This is a genomic window from Flavobacterium sp. YO12 (assembly GCF_004119495.1).
Classification (GTDB): domain Bacteria; phylum Bacteroidota; class Bacteroidia; order Flavobacteriales; family Flavobacteriaceae; genus Flavobacterium.
This window is the reverse complement of the sequence record NZ_NRQU01000010.1, coordinates 44,278-65,167: the sequence shown is the minus strand read 5'-3', so window position 1 is coordinate 65,167 and position 20,890 is coordinate 44,278. Positions and strand designations below refer to the sequence as shown.

16 protein-coding genes and 1 pseudogene are annotated in these 20,890 nt (G+C 32.9%); 7 read left to right on the top strand and 10 right to left on the bottom strand.

What is annotated here, in order from left to right; translation table 11 throughout:
• Positions 1-111 precede the first annotated feature (111 nt).
• The 3 genes from der to BOW55_RS04970 all read left to right on the top strand — a co-directional run bounded on the left by der (position 112) and on the right by BOW55_RS04970 (position 4,304).
• Positions 112-1,419: a ribosome biogenesis GTPase Der gene (gene der / locus BOW55_RS04975; protein WP_089053902.1), complete on the top strand. Its 1,308-nt coding sequence runs from the start codon at positions 112-114 to the stop codon at positions 1,417-1,419.
• A gap of 135 nt (positions 1,420-1,554) precedes the next feature.
• Entirely contained in the window at positions 1,555-2,322 is a 768-nt protein-coding gene (locus tag BOW55_RS21240) for a carboxypeptidase-like regulatory domain-containing protein (protein ID WP_241686477.1), read from the top strand.
• On the top strand, positions 2,277-4,304 hold the full coding sequence (locus BOW55_RS04970) for an outer membrane beta-barrel protein (protein WP_241686476.1): 2,028 nt from the start codon (positions 2,277-2,279) through the stop codon (positions 4,302-4,304). The genes BOW55_RS21240 and BOW55_RS04970 overlap by 46 nt, the downstream gene beginning before the upstream one ends.
• A 129-nt stretch (positions 4,305-4,433) precedes the next feature.
• Here the strand turns inward: BOW55_RS04970 and BOW55_RS04965 are convergent, their stop codons facing one another.
• From BOW55_RS04965 to BOW55_RS04925, 9 genes are all read right to left on the bottom strand, one after another.
• Entirely contained in the window at positions 4,434-5,171 is a 738-nt protein-coding gene (locus BOW55_RS04965) for a DUF2490 domain-containing protein (RefSeq protein ID WP_129023238.1), read from the bottom strand.
• Between the two features lie 108 nt (positions 5,172-5,279).
• The gene (locus tag BOW55_RS04960) at positions 5,280-5,822 is read right to left on the bottom strand and encodes a hypothetical protein (RefSeq protein ID WP_129023237.1); all 543 of its coding nucleotides are present in this window, start codon (positions 5,820-5,822) and stop codon (positions 5,280-5,282) included.
• A gap of 222 nt (positions 5,823-6,044) precedes the next feature.
• On the bottom strand, positions 6,045-8,591 hold the full coding sequence (locus BOW55_RS04955) for a TonB-dependent receptor (RefSeq protein ID WP_129023236.1): 2,547 nt from the start codon (positions 8,589-8,591) through the stop codon (positions 6,045-6,047).
• A 251-nt stretch (positions 8,592-8,842) separates the two neighbouring features.
• Positions 8,843-9,256 (bottom strand): Rrf2 family transcriptional regulator, encoded by a 414-nt coding sequence (locus BOW55_RS04950; protein ID WP_053470541.1) that lies wholly within the window; start codon positions 9,254-9,256, stop codon positions 8,843-8,845.
• A gap of 109 nt (positions 9,257-9,365) precedes the next feature.
• Complete coding sequence (locus tag BOW55_RS04945) at positions 9,366-10,196, bottom strand: YgcG family protein (protein WP_129023235.1); 831 nt, start codon at positions 10,194-10,196, stop codon at positions 9,366-9,368.
• Between the two features lie 3 nt (positions 10,197-10,199).
• Entirely contained in the window at positions 10,200-10,637 is a 438-nt protein-coding gene (locus BOW55_RS04940) for a TPM domain-containing protein (RefSeq protein WP_089053896.1), read from the bottom strand.
• A gap of 86 nt (positions 10,638-10,723) precedes the next feature.
• The gene (locus tag BOW55_RS04935; protein ID WP_129023234.1) at positions 10,724-11,308 is read right to left on the bottom strand and encodes a LemA family protein; all 585 of its coding nucleotides are present in this window, start codon (positions 11,306-11,308) and stop codon (positions 10,724-10,726) included.
• Positions 11,309-11,342: 34 nt separating this feature from the next.
• Positions 11,343-11,675: a MerR family transcriptional regulator gene (locus BOW55_RS04930; protein WP_089053894.1), complete on the bottom strand. Its 333-nt coding sequence runs from the start codon at positions 11,673-11,675 to the stop codon at positions 11,343-11,345.
• Positions 11,676-11,877: 202 nt separating this feature from the next.
• The gene (locus BOW55_RS04925) at positions 11,878-12,855 is read right to left on the bottom strand and encodes a peptidoglycan DD-metalloendopeptidase family protein (RefSeq protein WP_129023233.1); all 978 of its coding nucleotides are present in this window, start codon (positions 12,853-12,855) and stop codon (positions 11,878-11,880) included.
• A 212-nt stretch (positions 12,856-13,067) separates the two neighbouring features.
• Between BOW55_RS04925 and alaS the strand changes: the two genes are divergently transcribed.
• Positions 13,068-15,707 carry an alanine--tRNA ligase gene (gene alaS / locus BOW55_RS04920; RefSeq protein ID WP_129023232.1) on the top strand — a complete coding sequence of 880 codons (2,640 nt, stop codon included), beginning with the start codon at positions 13,068-13,070 and terminating at the stop codon, positions 15,705-15,707.
• Between the two features lie 296 nt (positions 15,708-16,003).
• Here alaS and BOW55_RS04915 read toward each other — a convergent pair.
• Positions 16,004-17,748 (bottom strand): annotated as a pseudogene (locus BOW55_RS04915) (ABC transporter ATP-binding protein).
• Positions 17,749-17,966: 218 nt separating this feature from the next.
• Here BOW55_RS04915 and BOW55_RS04910 point away from each other — a divergent pair.
• From BOW55_RS04910 to BOW55_RS04900, 3 genes are all read left to right on the top strand, one after another.
• Complete coding sequence (locus BOW55_RS04910; RefSeq protein ID WP_129023230.1) at positions 17,967-18,764, top strand: hypothetical protein; 798 nt, start codon at positions 17,967-17,969, stop codon at positions 18,762-18,764.
• 230 nt (positions 18,765-18,994) lie between these two features.
• Positions 18,995-19,789, top strand: a complete 795-nt coding sequence (locus BOW55_RS04905) for a hypothetical protein (RefSeq protein ID WP_129023229.1) — start codon at positions 18,995-18,997, stop codon at positions 19,787-19,789.
• 97 nt (positions 19,790-19,886) lie between these two features.
• Positions 19,887-20,837, top strand: a complete 951-nt coding sequence (locus BOW55_RS04900; protein WP_129023228.1) for a GSCFA domain-containing protein — start codon at positions 19,887-19,889, stop codon at positions 20,835-20,837.
• Positions 20,838-20,890 lie beyond the last annotated feature (53 nt).

Genomic DNA, 20,890 nt, shown 5'->3' with positions numbered 1-20,890 from the left:
AAGACTACCTTTGCAAAAAATTTAAATAAGGCATTTAAGGTTATTAGTTATTAGATTTTTAGGAAGCTAAAAGTCTGAAATCTAAAATCTAAAGTCTAAAATTCAAAAAAAATGAATAACATTGTTGCGATAGTAGGAAGACCTAATGTAGGGAAATCGACCCTTTTTAATAGGCTGATACAAAGAAGAGAAGCTATTGTAGATTCAGTATCTGGGGTTACCCGTGATAGAAACTATGGTAAAAGCGAGTGGAACGGAAAAGAGTTTTCTGTTATTGATACGGGTGGATACGTTCGCGGATCTGATGACGTATTTGAAGGTGAAATCCGTAAACAAGTAGAACTTGCTATCGACGAAGCCGATGTTATTATTTTTGTTGTTGATGTAGAAGAAGGAATTACTCCAATGGACGAAACGGTTGCTAAATTGTTGCGTAAAGTAACAAAACCAGTTTTATTGGCAGTAAATAAAGTTGATAACGCAATGCGTGAGAAAGATGCAATTGAGTTTTATAATCTTGGTTTAGGAGATTATTTTACGTTTGCAAGTATCTCAGGAAGCGGAACCGGAGATTTATTAGATGCTTTAATTGATGCATTTCCAGAAAAAGAACCAGTTGAGGTTACTGAAGAATTACCTCGTTTTGCAGTTGTAGGACGTCCTAATGCAGGAAAATCAAGTTTTATCAATGCCTTAATTGGCCAGGATCGTTATATTGTAACGGATATTGCTGGTACAACTCGTGATGCGATTGATACAAAATTTGACCGTTTTGGTTTTGAGTTTAATTTAGTTGATACTGCGGGAATCCGTCGTAAAGCAAAAGTTAAAGAAGATTTAGAGTTTTACTCTGTAATGCGTTCCGTAAGAGCAATTGAGCATGCCGATGTTTGTATCTTAGTAATCGATGCAACTCGTGGTTTTGAAGGTCAGGATCAAAGTATTTTTTGGCTTGCCGAGAAAAACCGTAAAGGGGTTGTAATCTTAGTAAACAAATGGGATTTGGTTGAAAAAGATACCATGTCAAGCCGTGATTACGAAGAAAGAATCAAAAAAGAATTAATGCCATTTACAGATGTGCCAATTTTGTTTGTTTCGGCATTAACAAAACAACGTTTACTAAAAGCATTAGAAGCTACAGTTCAAGTTTTTGAAAATAGAAAACAAAGAATTTCAACTTCGAAATTCAATGAATATATGTTGAAAGTAATTGAAGCATATCCGCCGCCGGCAACAAAAGGTAAATATGTAAAAATTAAATATTGTATGCAATTGCCAACTCAAACGCCTCAGTTTGTATTTTTCGCCAATATGCCGCAATATGTAAAAGAACCTTACAAAAGATATTTAGAGAATAAAATCCGTGACAACTGGGATTTTGCAGGAGTTCCGATCGATATTTATATTCGTGAGAAATAAAAATAGAAGTCCCCGTTTAAGGGGACTTTTTTTTGCTGTTAGTTTTTTAACGGCACGCTATTTGAATAAATGTAAAAGACACAATTAAACCTTTTGCAATTATTTGAGTCTTATTGATCTAACTAACCAAATTTTATGACCAAAATTTATTCATTTCTATTGTTTTTAGCTTTTGTTTATTCGGCAAATGCACAAAATAATATTGTTGTTAAAGGAACTGTGGTGGATATCAATTCGCAGCTTCCCCTTGAACTAGCTACGGTTTATTTTACAACAGTAAAAGATTCTACAATTATAGAATATGCTACAACCGATAAAAACGGAAACTTTATTATTAATACTAAAAAGTATGATAAACCAGTTTTTTTAAAAGTAAATTATACCGGATATCAGACCTATTACGAAGAGCAAAAAGGACTTACAGAAAGTAAAGACTTCGGAAAATTGTATATGCTTGAAAATGCAAATGTTTTAAATGAAGTAATAGTTAAAAGTGAAGCACCGCCAATTACCATTAAAAAAGATACACTAGAATTTAATGCAGGTTCTTATAAAGTGCGTCCAGATGCAAACGTGGAAACTTTATTGAAACAGCTGCCAGGATTTGATGTTGATAATACTGGGAAAATTACAGTAAATGGGCGAGAAGTCAATCAGGTTTTAGTCAACGGAAAAGCATTTTTTGATAAAGATGGCGCTATTGCCATTAAAAATCTTCCAGCCGATATTATTAAAAAAGTTCAGGTTTCTGATTTTAAAACCAAAAAAGAAGAACTGGCTAAACAAGAATCGACTTCAGATTTTTCAAGTATAAATATTACAATCGACGAGAAAAAAATAAAGGTTATTTCGGAAAAGTGCTTGGCGGATACGGTTCAGACGAACGCTACGAGAGCAGTTTAATGATGAACTTTTTTAAGAATAAACAAAAAATAAGTGTACTGGCTTCGTCCAACAATATCAACTCAACCGGCTTCTCTATGGATGAGGTATTTGATAATATGGGAGGCGGACGAAATGCAAGAGGCGGCGGTCAGGGTTCTGGCAGCGGAGGAAAGGGAATTACGCAGTCTACTTTGGCTGGAATTAATTATTCTGATGACTGGACAAAAGATTTGGAGTTTATGAGCAGTTATAATTTTACAAATGCTGTCACTAAAAATGAAAGTAAATCGAATCAGCTTAGTTTCTTGCCAACAGGAAATATTTTGACTGAAGCGGATTCTAAAACTAAAAATGAAAACACAGGAAATAAAGCCAATTTTGAATTAGAATACAAAATCAATCCTTCTATGCAGATTGTTTTTGCACCTAAATTGAATTTGTCCCAATCAAACAACAATTCATCTTCTTCGACTTTTTCTGAAAATGAAAATGGCGACGCTTTAAACGAAAGCACAGCTGCTTCACATACAGAAAGTTTTAATACAAGTTTTGCCAATAGCATTAATTTCAATAAAACTTTTGAAAAGGAATCGCGAAATTTAAGTGTGGTTTTTAATAACAATAACACTAAAAATGATTCGAACGGAATCAATATTTCTGAGACTATTTTTTATCAGGATAATAAACCAAATGATGAAAGAAATCAGAATGCAAAAAATGAATCAAAAAGCGATGCGTATTCACTTGATGTAGAATATACAGAACCAGTTACAGATTCACTTAGATTAAGATTCGGAACCAATTTTGATTGGCAGAGTTCTATGAACGATCAAAAAACATTTAATTTTGATGATGCATCACAAGAATATTCAGATTTAAATTTATCGCTGACTAATTATACAACATCAAAGCAAAACTCGATTACACCAAAAGTTGGGATTTCCTGGCAGAAAAGTAAATTTACACTTAATGTAAATTCGAGAACATCAATTGTAGAGTTTGATAATCATTCTTTTTATTTAAATCAAACTACAGATTTGAATAAAAGATATATGCTGCCATATGGAACAGCGCAGCTTCGATACAAATTTAATCGTTCTAAAAATTTGACATTTAAGTACGATTATTCAAACGCGCTTCCGTCAGCAACACAATTAATGCCTGTTGCAGATTTAAATAATCCGCTGAATAGCGTTGTAGGAAATCCAAATCTAAATCCGATTGAAAAAAATACAGCAGGTATCAATTTTAAGAATTTTGATTTTAGAACACGTTCAGGCTATAGTTTATTCCTAAAAGGAGATTATTATAATAATGATGTTGTTTCTACCTCGATTTATGATGAAAGTGGAAAAAGAAACACAACTTATGTAAACATTTCAGGAACTTATTCAGCTTCGCTTGGAGGAAACTGGAATCAGCAGATTAAAAAAGATGCTCACACTTTAAGATACGGTTTGCGTTTAAGCGGTAATTATAATTTTGATAAAGGATTTACAAATGCGGTTTTGTATTATGCAAAATCAGTTGTAATTACTCCAAGTGTATATGCTTCTTATGATTATGGAGAAGTGCTTTCAATTGCACCATCTTATAGTTTATCTTATAATGAAACACGTTATGAAAATTATTCTAGAGATGCTACTTCAAACGTAATTCACAGAATTAATATGCAGACAACATCGTATTGGCCTGCTAATTTAATCTTCGGAAATGATTTTGGATATACATATAATTCAAATATTTCAGATGATTTTAAAAAGGATTTTTTCCTTTGGAATACGAGTTTATCTTATGGATTTTTGGATAAAAAATTATATGCTAAAGTAAAAGTATATGATGTTTTAAATCAGAACCAAAGTGCAACAAGAACTATTTCGCCAACTTCGATCCGAGATGAAGAAAATACGGTTTTAAAAAGGTATGTAATGTTTTCTCTAGCCTATAAAATTGGAAACTTTGCCGAAAGTAAAAAAGGAAGAAAACAAAGAGGATTTTGATTTTTTTTAAGGGGCTAAGGGTCTAAGGTGCTGAGATACTAAGATGTAAAGGTACAAAGGCTCAAAGGGACAAAGAATAAAAAAAACGGTGAATCAAATTTCTGATTTGCCGTTTTTTTATTAGAAAATCTAAAATTCCCGATTAATCCTATGATAAATTGTAAATCGGATAATATCCCTATCATAAAAATCGACTCCGCTGGCGCGTCTTTGAAAGCTTTTTAAGTAACCTAATTCTAAACCAATGTTTGGGTTAATGTGATAGCGAAGCGCTGCATAAATCCTGTTTTGATCGAATGTATTTCGTTTATTGTCTTTTCCGAAATTAAACATAATTTCATCAGATATTGTTGCTTTTAAACTTCGTTTTTCTTTTTCCCATAACGTAAATGTTGACTGCAGTCTATAACGGAATCGGTAAGCAAACCAATAGTTGTCAAGTAACTCTGTTTTGGTTGCTTTCTGAAAAAAGCGTTCTTCAAGCTGAAAACGATTATGAAAAGTGATTTTGGCAATATCGTTTATAAAAGTAATATCCTGCTGTGCGCGATATTCTGGAATCGAAAAATCAGGATCAACATTTGGGTCTTGCGTATTTACATTAAAATAAGCAAAACCTCCACCTAAATCGATAGTTTTTGCAGCACGATATCGTCCTTGAACTCGTATTGCAAATAAGTTTTCATGAATAGGATTAAGAAAGCTTCGATTATCAAATTCAGAATGAAGCGCCCATTTTTCACTCAAAGGCAAGATATTATAATACCTAATCCAAGTTAATGTCTGCTGATCAGTTTTCTTTTGATTTTGCGCCGATAAAGAGGGACTTATTAAGCTTAAAATAAGTACTAATTTGAAAAACTTCATGCAACCAATAAATTCAGGCTGCGAATATATACAAATGAGAATAAATGAATTGAAATAGAAAACGTTTTTTATTACGCTTTTGGTTTGATTTTGTGATTGTTTTGAAAATTAAATATTAATTAATTCAGAATCAAAAACCGTAAAACCTTCTTTTTTTATGTTTAAAAAAGATTCCAATTGAGGAATAATTTCCATTTCTAAAAAACGAACTTCAGGATTATTTTGATTATCATTTTTAATAGTATTTGTTAAAGGAATATTTTTAAAGGAAGCTTTGTTTTGAAGTGTTAGAATGTAATAAAAATTTCGTGATCCCGATTTTGTTTTAATGTTTAAAATATCACTTAGAGCAGTAATTTTCTTTTTTGAAAGCGGTGTAATTTTATAAAAAGCGTCATCATTTTTGTCAAAAATAAAGGTCGTTTTATTTTTAATTTTCCATTCGTAAATACCACGAAAAAATAAAGCTGTACTAATTAGAATAGAAAGAACCAGTACACTTTTAAGATCATTTAAATGCGATGCGATAATTCCTAAAGTTAAAAGAATAATTCCTAAAAAAGAGTGTAAAAGCATGCTTGAGTTATCGTACCAATAAGGATCAAACGAAATCTGTTTTTTTGAAACTGTAAAATTGTAGTAGTGCTGCATTTTTGTATTTGATTAATTCCCGCTTAATATTGCTAATGCCGAGATTAGAAAAAAGTTCATTTACATAAAATCATCAATAAAGATCATTTTAAAAAATGAAATAAAATGCTGCTAAAAGTTTTTAAAATAACAGTTTATGTCTTTTTGTGTTGTTTTGATAAAAAAAAACGAGATACGTGTAAAACGCATCTCGTTAATTTAGTTTCTAACTTTAATTTAAATCTATAAGTTATATTTCAATGTAATTCCATAAGTTCTTTGATCACCAAGTACACCTGCATATTGTCCCGCATTTCCTCCTGCAGGTAATAATTGCTCATAATAATCTTTGTTTAAAAGGTTACGTCCCCAAAAGTGAACTGATAATCCTTGTGATGCACGGAAACCTAAACGAGCATTAAAGATCGCATAACCCGGAACAACTAAATATTTTGATGCCGAAGGGCTTGACGAAAATTCAGAACGAGCGTATGAATCAACAGCTAAAAAAACTTTTCCTGCGTTTCCAAAGAATCTTGCATTATCAGAAAGTTCACCACCTAAAGATCCTGCCCATCTTGATGCGCCCGGTAAAGCAGTTCCAGAAACATCTTTGAACGATACCGGAGCTCCGGTTTCTTCTAATGGAAGCGGTGCATTTGTAAATTTAACATACTTTCCATCAGTATAAGTAGCCGCTGCATTTATAGTTAAGTGTGTGTTTACAACAAAGCTAGCATCAAGTTCAGCACCTTTTACACGTACTTTGTCAGCATTAGCAAGATAACCTCTGTTTACACCCAATTCTGCAGCCTGAACGTTCGTTTGAAAATCTTTAATATCAGTATTAAAAAAGGCTAAATTGAAGATAGAATTTTTAAATGGAGAAGTCTTAATTCCAATCTCATAATGGTTTACCTTTTCTGGTTTAATAACTGCAAGATCTAACAATGGCTGTCCTTTCGAATCTGTTGGCAGACCGGCAACATTTACACCAACAGGTTTGTAACTTTTAGCATAAGTTCCGTAAGCATTAATTTTATCACTGAATTTATAAGTAACAGTTATGTTTCCTGAAAAATCCGTGTTGTCAGTACTAGAATCAAAAGCTTGATCAGAGTAAACTTGTTTTTTCAAAGCCAGCAATGCAGGATCAGTTGTTTGTAGTCCGCCGTATGTTGTACGAGCATAATGAGCATCTTTTTTGTCGAAATTATATCTCAAACCCGGTAAAACATGTAAACGCTCTGTTAATGCCCAGTCTAATTGTCCAAATACCGCAGCACTTGATGCTCTAATGCGAGCGTCGGTTTTGATGCCGTAACCTTCAAAAAGACCCGGAGTTTTCCATAATGGACTTGTTGAACTTTGAGCAAATCTCCATTGCGCATTTCCAGATTCTTCGGTACCATTTGTTTGTGATGTTTGGTCAATAAAGAATACTCCAGCAACACCGCTTAATTTTGATGTAAGTTGTCCCGCATAACGTACTTCTTGTGTTAACTGCGTTTGTCTTGTTGGGTTTTGCGATTTAGCCAATACTTGTAATCCTGTAAAATCTCTGTCGTTTGACGGATCCCAGTTCCAGAAACGCCAAGCTGTTGTAGACGTTAAAGTTCCTCCTCCAATTTTTGTGTCAATATTCAACGAAACACCTCCCATATCTTGTCCAGAACGCCATGGAGTATCTTGATCAATTTTACGGTCAAATGCATTTTGACTTGGAAGCTTGTAATTTAAATCTTTGATAATAGCATCAAATTGACGATATGCAGCTCTTTGTGTTGGTGCAACACCTGCAATAACCTGAGCGTATCCATCTGGACGCTGTGTTGTAATATCAGCAGCAAGAATAATGTTTGTATTTACAGAAGGAGTAAAAAGTAATTGACCTCTAATTCCTTGATTGTTTAATGTATTTGTAGGTCTTCCAGTTACGATATTATCAACTAAACCATCACGTTGCGTTCCAGAGAAAGACAATCTACCAGCAACCTTTTTTCCTAAAGCACCAGTGACCGAAGCTTTAGCTTGCAAGAATGCAAAATTTCCGTAGCTTACTTCAAAATCTGCACCAGTAGTAAAACTTGGTTTGCGAGTTGTTATATTAAAAGCTCCCGAAGTTGTGTTTTTTCCAAACAATGATCCTTGAGGACCGCGCAATACCTCAATTTGTTCGATGTCAATAAAATCTAGAGTTGTAGCTGCCGGACGTGCATAGTAAACACCATCAACGTAGAAACCAACACCTGGATCAATACCATCATTTGTTAATCCAAAAGGAGAGCCTAAACTTCTAATATTGATACCTGTGTTTCTTGGGTTTGAAGAATAAAGTTGTACTGATGGAACTAATTCTTTAATTCTATTAACATTAAAAGCTCCAGTTTGTTCCGCTTGTTTTCCTGTAATAACTGAAATAGCAATTGGCACATCTTGAACTTTTTCGATACGACGTCTTGAAGATACTACAACTTCAATAAGTTCATTTTCTTCTTTTAGCAGAACTTGAATCGGATTTACTGGTATTGCAGTTACTTCGATTTCAGCTGTTGTATATCCAACGTACTGAATTAAAAGTGTCAAAGGCAGTCTTCCTTTTGAATCGATTGTGAATTTTCCGCTGTTGTCAGTAACAGCGCTGTTAGTAGTTCCTTTAACTACTACGTTAACGGCTTCTAAAGGTATATTTTCGCTTGTTGTAACAACACCTTCAATGTTTTGTGCAAATGAGACAGAGAAGATTAAAAAGAATACTATTGTAAAGATATTTTGTGTAAATGTTTTCATTTTTATATTAAGTATATGTGATTAGTAGAGTTTAAAATAAAATTTTTTTAAATCAACACATACACATTATAGAGGAATTGCTTTTTGCAACTGCGAAAAGTCTTGTAGAATTGTTTTGCCAAAGTTTTGTTACACCTGATGAACTAAAATGTACTTTCATGAGTTAAAATTTTGTAAATGGTTTGTTAATTATTTTTGGCAAATATATATAATTAATTCTATGGATTTACTAGGAATTAGAAAATATTTTTTTATTTGTTTACTAATGAAGCGATTGTGATGCCTTCCATTGCCTTCAAAGTTTTATCTCTAATAAGCATTAAACCGTGACGCAGACTGCATTCAGACTCGGTTTTGCAATCAGAGCAAGGCTCATAAAAATTTAAAGAAGCGCATGGCAAAAGTGCAATTGCACCGTCAAATAATCGGTGAATTTCTGCCAAAGTGATGTCATTTTTTGATTTTATCAGATAATATCCACCAAATTTTCCTTGCTTGCTGCTCACAAAACGTCCTCGTTTTAGATCTAATAAAATTTGTTCTAAAAACTTTTTAGGAATGTTAGCGCCATCAGCAATTTCTATAGTTCTAGAAATGTGATTTTCGTCTTGTTCTGCTAAATAAAGTAAGGCCTTAAGGGCGTATTTTGCTTTATGTGATAACATCTATATTGAATTGTAATTTGTAAAAGTAAGATTTTTTAAACTTGAAACCTAAAACAATGAAAATTTGATACTAAGCTTTAGCCTGATTGACGTAGTAAACAAAATTAGTTTACCAGCTTCCTCCAGAACCACCGCCAGAGAATCCGCCTCCGCCAAATCCACCGCCGAAGCCTCCGCCTCCGCCAAAACCACCTCCAGATGATCCGCCGCCAAAACCTCCAAATCCGCCGCCGCTTCTTCCAAGATTACTTAGAATAATTACATCGAGCAGGCTGGGACCGCCGCCGCCATTGTTGCCAGAATTTCCTCCTCCGCCTCTTTTATTTCGAGAGAGTAAAATTAAAACAATTACAACAATTATAATGAACGGGAGTATTGGGAAATCTTTTCCTTTAGATTGTTTGCGTTCGCCTTTATATTTGCCTGTAAAAACGTCAAAAAGAGCATCGGCACCCTTATCAAGTCCTCGATAATAACTTCCAGCTTTAAATTCTGGAATAATAATATTACGAGTAATGGTTCCGCCAATACCTGCAGTCAAACGATCTTCCAATCCATAACCAGGTGAAATCCATATTTTTTTTTCGGCTTTAGCTAATAAAATCAATACACCATTATCTTCTTTAGCTTGTCCAATTCCCCATTCCTGAGCCCATTTGGGAGTAAGAATTCCAATATCTTCTCCTTTTAAACTTTCAATTGTAATGACTACAATTTGTGTTGACGTAGAATCGGAATATCGAATTAGTTTTTCTTCTAACTGCGTTTTTTCAGAAGCACTTAAAACATTAGCATAATCATAAACTGAGGTTTGAAAATCAGGTTTTTTAGGAATCTCAAATTGTGCAAAAATACTATTAGAAGTAAAAAGCACTATAAGTAAAAAGGCAAACTGAAAAATTCTATTGGAATTTGTGATTTTATTTTTTGAATTTTTCATTATTTATCCTTTTGAGATTTCGTTAGATAATTCGTTTGTATCGTCTGCCAATGAAGGGAAATATTTTTTCAGCTGTTCGCCTGCATTCAAAATACCATCAACAATACCTTGTTTAAAGTTTCCGGATTTAAAATGATTTGTCATAATGTCTTTGGTACAATGCCAAAAATCGTCTGCAACTAAATCATTAATTCCTTTGTCGCCGCAAATGACAAAATTTTTATCATCAACAGCAAAATAAAGCAATACACCATTTTTTAATCTGGTTTCATGCATTTTTAATTCATGGAAAACTTCTAAAGCTCGGTCATAATGAGCTTTAGAAGATGTTCTTTCTATATGAACTCTAATTTCGCCAGAAGTGTTTTTTTCGGCCATACGAATAGCTTCAACAATTTCTTGCTCTTCTTCTTTGCTTAAAAAATCTTCTACTTTTGACATTGAAATTATTTTAGAGTTTAGATTGTGGATTTTAGATTTCAGATTAAATCTGAAATCTAAAATCGTTAATCAAAAATATTAAATCTTTAGAATTTTACTTCAACTGGTTTATCAGCACCTGCAACAGCTTCAAAGTATGGTTTTTCTTTGTATTCACTCAAGAACCATTTGTTCGGGATTGATAAAATGTAACCATTATAAACTTGTACGCTTTCGTTAAAACGAGTCCTAGCTGTTAAAATTTGGTTTTCAGTACTAGCTAATTCATCTTGTAATTTCAAGAAATTCTCATTAGCTTTTAAAGTTGGGTATTGCTCAACAGAAACCAATAATTTTGATAATGATGAAGTTACACCGCTTTGTGCTTGGTTGAATTGTGCTAATTGTTCTGGAGTTACATTACTTGGGTCAATAGTTACAGAGGTAGCTTTTGCACGAGCTTCAATAACCGCCGTTAAAGTTGATTTTTCAAAATCAGCAGCACCTTTTACCGTGTTTACTAAGTTTCCAATAAGGTCATTTCTTCTTTGGTAAGCAGTTTGTACATTTCCCCAATCTTTGTTAACCGCTTGACTGTGCTGTAAAGCAGTATTTTTAATTCCAATTGACCAAAAAGCAATGATAGCAATTAGTGCAACAATAATTCCTACGGGGATTAACCATTTTTTCATATTAGTTTTGATTTAAGTTTATTTCTATTTTTAATTACAATTCGTTTTTTATTTCGTTCAATTGTGTTTTTATCGTCTCTAATTTACGTATTATTTCGAATTTATCTAATGTTTTCTTTTGGCCCTCTTTTAAGTGTGTTTTTGCGCCTTCCAGTGTAAAACCTCTTTCTTTAACAAGATGATAAATCAATTGTAAATTGGTAATATCATCCGGCGTGAACATTCTGTTGCCTTTGGCATTCTTTTTTGGTTTCAGAATATCAAATTCGCTGTCCCAAAACCGAATTAATGATGCATTGACATTAAAAGCTTTGGCAACTTCGCCAATACTGAAATATCTTTTATCTTTTGAAAGCTCAATATGCATGTTTTTTTCTTTCTAATTTATTTCAAAAATAGTACTTTTTAGAGTGGAACCCTAAAGTCGAAAGTCAAAAGTCATAAAGTTTTTAAAGTCCTGCATTTGTTTTTTTATTTTCACCCACTGGGTATGTTTAAAAAAAAGCACAAAGTCAACATCGGTAACAACTTTATGACTTTACAACTTTACAACTTTTGACTACCGTATGTTAATCTAATGACTGATTTTCTTGGTTTGCCATTTGAGAAATCGCAACATATTCGACTGCAGAAATGTTTCCGTAATAAAAATTCAACGGATTTACGACTTTACCATCTTTATGAACTTCATAATGGCAATGCGGTCCTTCAGATCTTCCGGTGCTTCCTACATAACCAATTATATCTCCTCTTTTTACTTTTTGCCCCGGTCTGCAATTGTACTTGCTTAAATGAGCGTACAAACTTTCATAACCAAAACCATGCCTGATTACAACATGATTTCCAAATCCAGATGCAGCGGCGTCAGCTCTTTCAACAACACCGTCTCCAGTGGCAAAAACGGGAGAGCCTGTGCTGGCAGTAAAATCCATTCCGTTGTGCATTTTTCTCACTTTCGTAAAAGGATCAATTCGATATCCAAAACCAGATGCAACTCTTTTTAGACTTTCATTTTGAACGGGCTGAATTGCCGGAATGGCTAATAATAAGTTTCCTTTTGTACTTGCCAATTTTAATATTTCATCTAATGATTTAGATTGAATAGCCAGCTCTTTTGAAAGTTTATCGATTCGTTTCGTGGTGTTTAGAACCAATTGCGAGTTATTGTATCCTTCTAATATTTTATATCTTTCAGGATCTCTAAACCCTGCTTTTCTAATAGAATCTGGAATTTCAGCTTTATTAAAATAAACTCTGTAAATATTATTGTCTCGATCTTCTAGTGCTGCAGCAACAGCGTCAATTTCCTCCAATTTTTTATTCAAAATAGAATAATGCAGTTTTAGATTTTCGATTTCTCGTGCTTGTAAACGATCTTTTGGAGTTTCAAAATAAGGAGTATTAAGCAGAACTACAAAAACTAAAAAACCAAATAACGCCGAAGCCAATAAAAACAGCATAGCATAGCCGAATTTAATCCTTTTTCTGGTTTTTATTTTTGTATAAGCCAGATTTTCTGAGTCGTAATAATATTTTACTTTCGCCATATTTTAAAATACCCTATTTTTGCAGCTTGTAAAAGTAGTTAGTCGAACAAAATTAGTAAATGTTTCAGTTGTTCGGGGCTTTTTTTCAAGATAAAGCAATTAGATAATTAGATAATGTGACAATTAGATAATTATTGTTTAAGAATTATTTTTAATTATTTAATTGTCGTATTATCTAATTGACACATTTTCAAATTATCTCATTATAAAACATGAAATCACAAGACGTACGTAAACAATTTTTAGATTTTTTTGAGAGTAAAGGACATACAATTGTTCCTTCGGCTCCTATTGTACTTAAAGACGATCCAACCTTAATGTTCAATAACTCGGGAATGGCCCAGTTTAAAGAATTTTTCTTAGGTAATGGAACGCCAAAAAGTCCAAGAATCGCCGATACGCAAAAATGTCTTCGTGTTTCAGGAAAACATAACGATCTTGAAGAGGTTGGTATCGATACCTACCACCACACCATGTTTGAGATGTTAGGTAACTGGTCTTTTGGTGATTACTTTAAGAAAGAAGCAATCAACTGGGCTTGGGAATTATTGACAGAAGTGTATAAAATTCCAAAAGAGAATCTTTATGTTTCTGTTTTTGAAGGAAGTAAAGAAGATAATGTTCCTTTTGATCAAGAAGCTTGGGATATTTGGAAAACTTTAATCGACGAAGACCGAATTATTCTTGGTAATAAAAAAGATAATTTCTGGGAAATGGGAGATCAAGGGCCATGCGGACCTTGTTCTGAAATTCACGTTGATTTACGTACTCCAGAAGAAAAAGCTGCAGTTTCAGGAAAAAGTTTAGTAAATAATGATCACCCTCAAGTAGTTGAAATCTGGAATAATGTATTCATGGAATTCAATCGTAAAGCTGACAGTTCTCTAGAAAAACTTCCTGCACAACACGTTGATACCGGAATGGGATTTGAGCGTTTGTGTATGGCTTTACAAGGAAAAATATCAAATTATGATACTGATGTTTTTATGCCTTTAATTAGAGAAATCGAAACTATTACAGGATCAAAATATACAACTAATGACGTAACGGATATTAGTGATGAGCAAAATAAAATGAATATTGCGATTCGTGTAATTGCAGATCACGTTCGTGCCGTAGCTTTTGCTATTGCCGATGGACAATTGCCATCTAATACTGGAGCTGGATACGTAATTCGTAGAATTTTACGTCGTGCTATTCGTTACGGATTTACATTCTTAAACACAAAAGAGCCGTTTATTTATAAATTGGTTGAAACTTTAAGCGAGCAAATGGGAGATTCTTTCCCAGAAATCAGAACGCAGAAAGCGCTTTGTTCAAATGTTATCCGTGAAGAAGAAAACTCTTTCTTACGCACATTAGATCAAGGTTTGATTCTTTTAGACGCTGTAATTTTAAATAATCAAGGAGATACAATCGATGGTAAAAAAGCATTCGAATTGTATGATACTTATGGTTTTCCAATCGATTTAACAGCTTTGATTCTTTCTGAAAAAGGATTGAAATTAGATGAAGCAGGATTCCAGGAACAATTGCAATTACAAAAAGAAAGATCTCGTGCTGCATCAAAAGTAACAGCTGGAGACTGGAACGTAATTGTTGAAGATGATATTCAGGAGTTTATAGGATATGATAGATTATCTCATCAGGTAAAAATCACTAAATACCGTAGAGTTGACAGTGTAAAAGATGGTGAAATTTACCAATTGGTTTTCAATGCAACTCCATTTTATGGAGAAAGCGGAGGGCAAACAGGAGATAAAGGATATTTAGAATCTCAAAATGGAGATATTATTTATATCATTGACACTAAAAAAGAGAATAACCAAACGATACATTTAGCAAAATCACTGCCTGAAAATATTACAGGTGCTTTTAATGCTGTTGTTGATGCTACACAAAGAGCTAAAACTTCATCAAATCACTCGGCTACGCATTTATTGCACCAAGGTTTGAGAAAAATTTTAGGAACTCATATTGAGCAAAAAGGTTCGATGGTTCGTAATTCTTCATTACGTTTTGACTTTTCACACTTTTCTAAAGTTAGTGACGAGGAATTGGTAGAAGTAGAGAATTTCGTAAATGCAAGGATTCGTGAAAGTCTGCCATTAATCGAGAAAAGAGCAATTCCAAAAGATCAAGCTCTTGAAGAAGGTGCTATCGCTTTATTTGGAGAGAAATATGGCGATTTAGTTCGTATGATTAAATTTGGTGATTCAGTTGAATTATGCGGAGGAACACACGTTGCAAATACATCTGATATCTGGCATTTTAAAATTGTTTCAGAAGGAGCAGTTGCATCAGGAATTAGAAGAATTGAAGCCATTACAAGTGAAGCTGCAAAAGAGTATTTTGAGTCGCAAGCTGTTTCTTTTAGTGAAATTAAAGAAGCACTTAAAAACGCTCAAGATCCTGTAAAAGCGATTCAGGCATTACAAGACGAAAACGCTCAATTGAAAAAACAATTGGAGGTTTTATTGAAAGATAAGGCTAAAAACATGAAAGCGGATTTGGCTAAAGAATTACAAGAAATCAACGGAGTACAATTCTTAGCGAAGCAAGTAGATTTAAATCCAGAAGGAGCAAAAGATTTAGCTTATGAGTTGGGTAATTCTTATAATAATCTTTTTGTAGTTTTCGCTACAGCTCACGAAGGTAAACCAATGTTAACGTGCTATATTTCTAAAGAAGTTGTTGCCACCAAAAACTTAAACGCTGGACAAGTGGTTCGCGAATTAGGAAAATATATCCAAGGTGGAGGAGGAGGTCAACCTTTCTTTGCAACTGCAGGAGGTAAAAATGTTGATGGAATTGCTGAGGCTTTGGCTAAAGCGGTTGATTTTGTTAAATAATTTAAAGGTGCTAAGAATCTAAGATACTAAGGTTCTGAGTTTTTTATAAAAGTAAACCCGACAGATTTTAAAAATCTGTCGGGTTTTGTATTTATAGTGTTTTCTCATTTCGTGTCATTTCGACGAAGGAGAAATCACACGCGGAAATCCGTAAAAGAAAGTCGCCAATCTTTGTCGATATATTAGTGCGATTTCTCCTTTCAGTCGAAATGACAAATAGTACGTGTGTTCGATTGTTTAAAAAACTTAAAATCTCAGTTCCTTAGCATCTTAGCACCTCAGAACCTTTAGAAAAACTATTTTCGTTCCCCAATTTGTTGGCGCCACATTGCATAATACAGCCCTTTCTCCACAATCAAATCATCATGTTTGCCTTGCTCGATGATTTTACCTTGTTCCAAAACAAAAATTCTATCAGCATGCATTACGGTTGATAAACGGTGTGCGATTAAAACTGTTATTCTGTTTTTATCTGAAATATTTCGGATTGTCGCATTAATTTCTTCTTCGGTAATCGAATCCAAAGCGGAAGTTGCTTCATCAAAAATCAATAAATTTGGGTTTCTAAGAATCGCTCTGGCGATAGATAAACGTTGTTTTTCTCCACCTGAAACTTTGATCCCGCCTTCGCCAATAGTAGTGTTTAAACCATCTTCGGCACGCTTAAGAAGTTTGTCGCAGCTTGCACGTTTTAAAGCATCGTATAAATCCTCGTCGGTTGCATTTGGTTTTACAAACAATAAATTTTCACGAATAGTTCCTGAGAATAACTGTGCATCTTGTGTGACAAACCCTAATTGTTTTCGTAAATCAAGTAAATCAATTTCGGTGGAATCAATATCATTATAAAGAACTCGACCTTCTGCGGGTGTATACAAACCAACCAATAATTTTACTAAAGTGGTTTTTCCTGAGCCCGACGGACCAACAAAAGCAACAGTCTGCCCTTGTTTTATTTCAAAGTTAATATTCTCAACCGCTTTAAATTTTGCCGTTCTATGTTTGAAACTTACATTCGAAAATAATAAAGATTGAATAGCTCCAACATGTTTAGGGTTTTTCGGTCGGAATTCTTTCGGAGCGCTTAATAATGTTTTGAAATTCTCCATAGAAACTTTCGTTTCATTAACCGCAATAATAAAGTTTCCAAGTTCTTGCAGTGGACCAAAGATGAAAAAAGTAAAAAATACCATCGTTAGTAAATCACCCACAATAATTTTATTACCAAATAAGAAATAATACAACGTAAAAACGACGCAAGTTCTTAAAAAATGAACTGTTGTTCCTTGAATAAAGCTCAAACTTCTAATAAAACGGATTTTTTCCAATTCCAACTGCAGAATTTTGAATGTATTTAAATTCAAACGTTTCTCTTCTTGATACGTTAAACCTAGACTTTTTACCAATTCGATATTTCGTAAACTCTCCGTTGTAGAACCAGCCAAAGCATTAGTTTGATTCACTATTTTTCTAGAAACAACTTTAATTTTTTTACCGAGATAAGAACTTACCAAAGCAATAATTGGAGCTGTAATTAAAAAGATGATTGAAATACGAAAATCGATTCTAGCTACGTAAACAATTACAAATATGAATCCGATGATCGTTTGAAAAATCAAGGAAATTGAAAGTGTAATCAGCTTTTCAGAATCAGTTCTAACTTTGGTTAATTTACTCAAAGTTTCACCGCTTCGTTGATCCTCAAATTCAGCATATGGTAAATCGAGCGATTTCTTAATTCCGTCCGTATACATTTGAGCGCCGGTTCTTTGAATTACGACATTGGTAAAATAATCCTGAAAGTTTTTGGTAATTCTGGAAATCATCGCGGCAGCGAGCGAAAGTCCAAGCCAGAAGGATAACGATTTTATAAACGCCATTTCGTTTCCTTTATATTTTGCCAGTCCAACACCGCAGTCCTGCATTAATTTACCCGTAATAATAGAGTCTGATAAACTGAAACAAATGTTTATAGAGGCCATAATCAAAGCAAAAATAAGAGCATTTTATGTTTGATTATATAAGAATATAATAATTTCATAGATGATTTTTAGAAAAGTGGAAGATGCAAAAGTAAGGAATTGTTTTAGTTTGTGAAGTTGGTTTTTGTTATTAAAAATGTAAATTTTGTTTGCTGTTATAATCTAATTATCAAGGTGTATGTTGTCTTATTTTGATACTTAAAAGACTTATGCTTCTAAATTTCAGATTTATGTGTCATTATTTTTGCAAAATATTATGAACTATAAATTTTTAATTATGAAAAAAACTTTATGCCTTTTTGGCGCTTTGATTTTAACAATTACATCTTGTTCTTCAAATGATAATGATTCAGGAACAGCAGAAACTGCAATTTTACCTAAAACAGTTAAGTTTTCTAAGCCTGATTATCCTTTAGAAAATACAACTTCCACGATTACTTATGATGGTAATAAAATAGTAAGCGCTATAGATCAGGAAACTAAAACTATTTTTACTTATGAAGGCAATGTTATTGTTAAAATGATAGAATATGATGTAACCAATGGTGATAAAGAAGAAGAAGAGTCATATTCTTATACAAACGGCAAGTTAACATCTACATTATATGCAAGAAACTTTACGTCTAAATACCCATTTGGACAATATAAAGGTAGATACACATATACTTATAATCTAGATGGTACTGTTAAAAAAGAGACTTACAGTATAAATGCTTCAACAGGAGTAGAAAGTAAAGATGATTATTCAGAGGTATATACTTTTCAGAATGGTAACTTGGTTAAGTTAGTTGCTACTGACCAGCCATCTGGATTAAGTTCAGTTCGAACAAGTCTTTATGAATATGACGCAAAAAATAATCCATTTAGAAATGTTTTAGGTTACAATTTATTAATAGACGCAGACAATTGTAGTGTCAATAATTTAATTAAGCATTCATATTCTTATTCTGGAGACGCTGCTTCATCTTCATATAAAACAGTTTATGAATATAATGATAAAGGATATCCAACTAAAGCTACTTTATATAAGCAAGATGGTGTAACAGTTAATGAAATAACAGAATACACATATTAATTATAAACAGTTTTAGCTTTTATCAAAACCAAATACTTCCGTATTTGGTTTTTTTACTTTGTTTTATTTTTTGATGTTTTTTTACTAAGGAATTGCTTATATATTTTGTTTGCCATTAGTACATTACGAAGCATATAAAGCTTATTTGTATTTTTTAATGTGGAATCCCGTAAGGTTTTGATATTTGGTTATACTACGTTTGCACCATTAAGAATTTTAACCAAATCAAAATGAAAAAATTATTATGCTTTTTTGGTGCTTTGGCACTAATTTTAACATCTTGTTCAAGTGATGATAGTCAAGAAGGAAGTGCTATTTTGCCAAAAACAATTAAATATTCTGATATAGAATTTCCTTCAGACAACTCTACGTATATATCTACTTACAATGGTAATAAGATTGTAAGTACGAAAGATGAAGCAGGAAGAACCGACTATACTTATGATGGTAATCTTTTGGTAAAAGAAATTAATTATGATACTGAAAGCGGTAAAGATATTACTAGTGACATCACAACTTATAAATATACAAACGGAAAGCTAACAGAGTCTACTTATGCAGAAGGCTTTTCAACAGCATTTCCTAATGGTGAATACAATAGCAGAATAGTATTTACGCATAACGCAGATGGAACAGTAAAAAGAGAGCGCTACAATATTAATGGTACTGTAGAAAAAAAGAGTATTTATTCTGAAGTGTTAACTTTTGCGAACGGAAATCTAGTTAAAAGTGTTCAAACAGATTCGGAAACAGGTAGTGTATTTACAGCTCAATATGAATATGACGATAAAAACAGTCCATATAAAAATATTGCGGGATTCAATTTGCTTATAGATCATAGTGAAGGTGAAGGTTCTATTAGCTCTGTGAACAATGTTGTTAAGTATACAGCATCTTATACAAATGAAAAAGCACGTGTATACAAAAGAGAAATTGTATATGATGCAAATAATTATCCGTCAAAAATCACTAATTACAAAAGTGACGGAACAACGGCTAGAGAAACAAATGAGTATTCTTATTAAGTCAAGACATACTTTAATTATAGAAAAACCAAATACTTTTGTATTTGGTTTTTTTATTGGCGAAAATTGGTGAAATTCGTGTTTAAATAAAAAAACCATGCAATTCAGAACCCAAATTCCAATTTCAAAAAGTAATAATCCAATTGATTATACTTCGAAAGTACTTTCTGTAGGTTCTTGTTTTGCAGAAAATATGGCGGAGAAATTTGATTATTTTAAATTTCAAAATGAAACAAATCCGTTTGGAATTATATTCAACCCCGTTTCAATTGAAAAAATAGTTGCGAGAGTTTGTAAGCAAGATTTATTTACAGAGAAAGATGTTTTTTTTCATAACGAGCGCTGGCATAGTTTCGAAGTCCATTCTGATTTAAGCAATTCAGACAGACAAGAATTGCTCGAATCGCTTAACAAAACTGTTACAGAAACACACAAAAGAATTAAAGAAGCTACTCACATTATTATCACTTTTGGAACTTCGTGGATTTACAGATATTTGGAAAGTGATGAAGTCGTTGCCAATTGTCATAAAGTGCCTCAAAAGCAATTTTTAAAAGAGTTGTTATCAGTTGATGTAATCCAGAAAAGCATCCAAAATACAATCGATTTAATTCATACTTTAAATCCAAATATCAATTTCATTTTTACGATTTCACCAGTACGCCATATAAAAGATGGATTTGTCGAAAATCAATTAAGCAAGTCACATTTATTTACAGCTTTGCATCAAACTTTCGACTTTCGACTTTCGACTTTCAATTATTTCCCTTCATACGAGATTATGATGGACGAACTTCGTGATTATCGTTTTTATGCCGAAGATATGTTGCATCCAAATCAAATAGCGATCGATTATATTTGGAAACTTTTCAGTGAGAATTGTATTTCACAAGAAAGCTTTTCAGCAATGCAGAAAGTAGATGAAATTCAAAAAAGCTTACGTCATCGCAGTTTTAATCCTGAATCAGAACAGCATCAAAAATTCTTAGCAAAACTTCAAAAGAAAATAGATCTTTTAGGAGAAAAATTACCGCATATTAAGTTCTAATTTTGAGAACTATATTGTTGTTTGATTAGTATTAGACAATAGATTTTTACTAA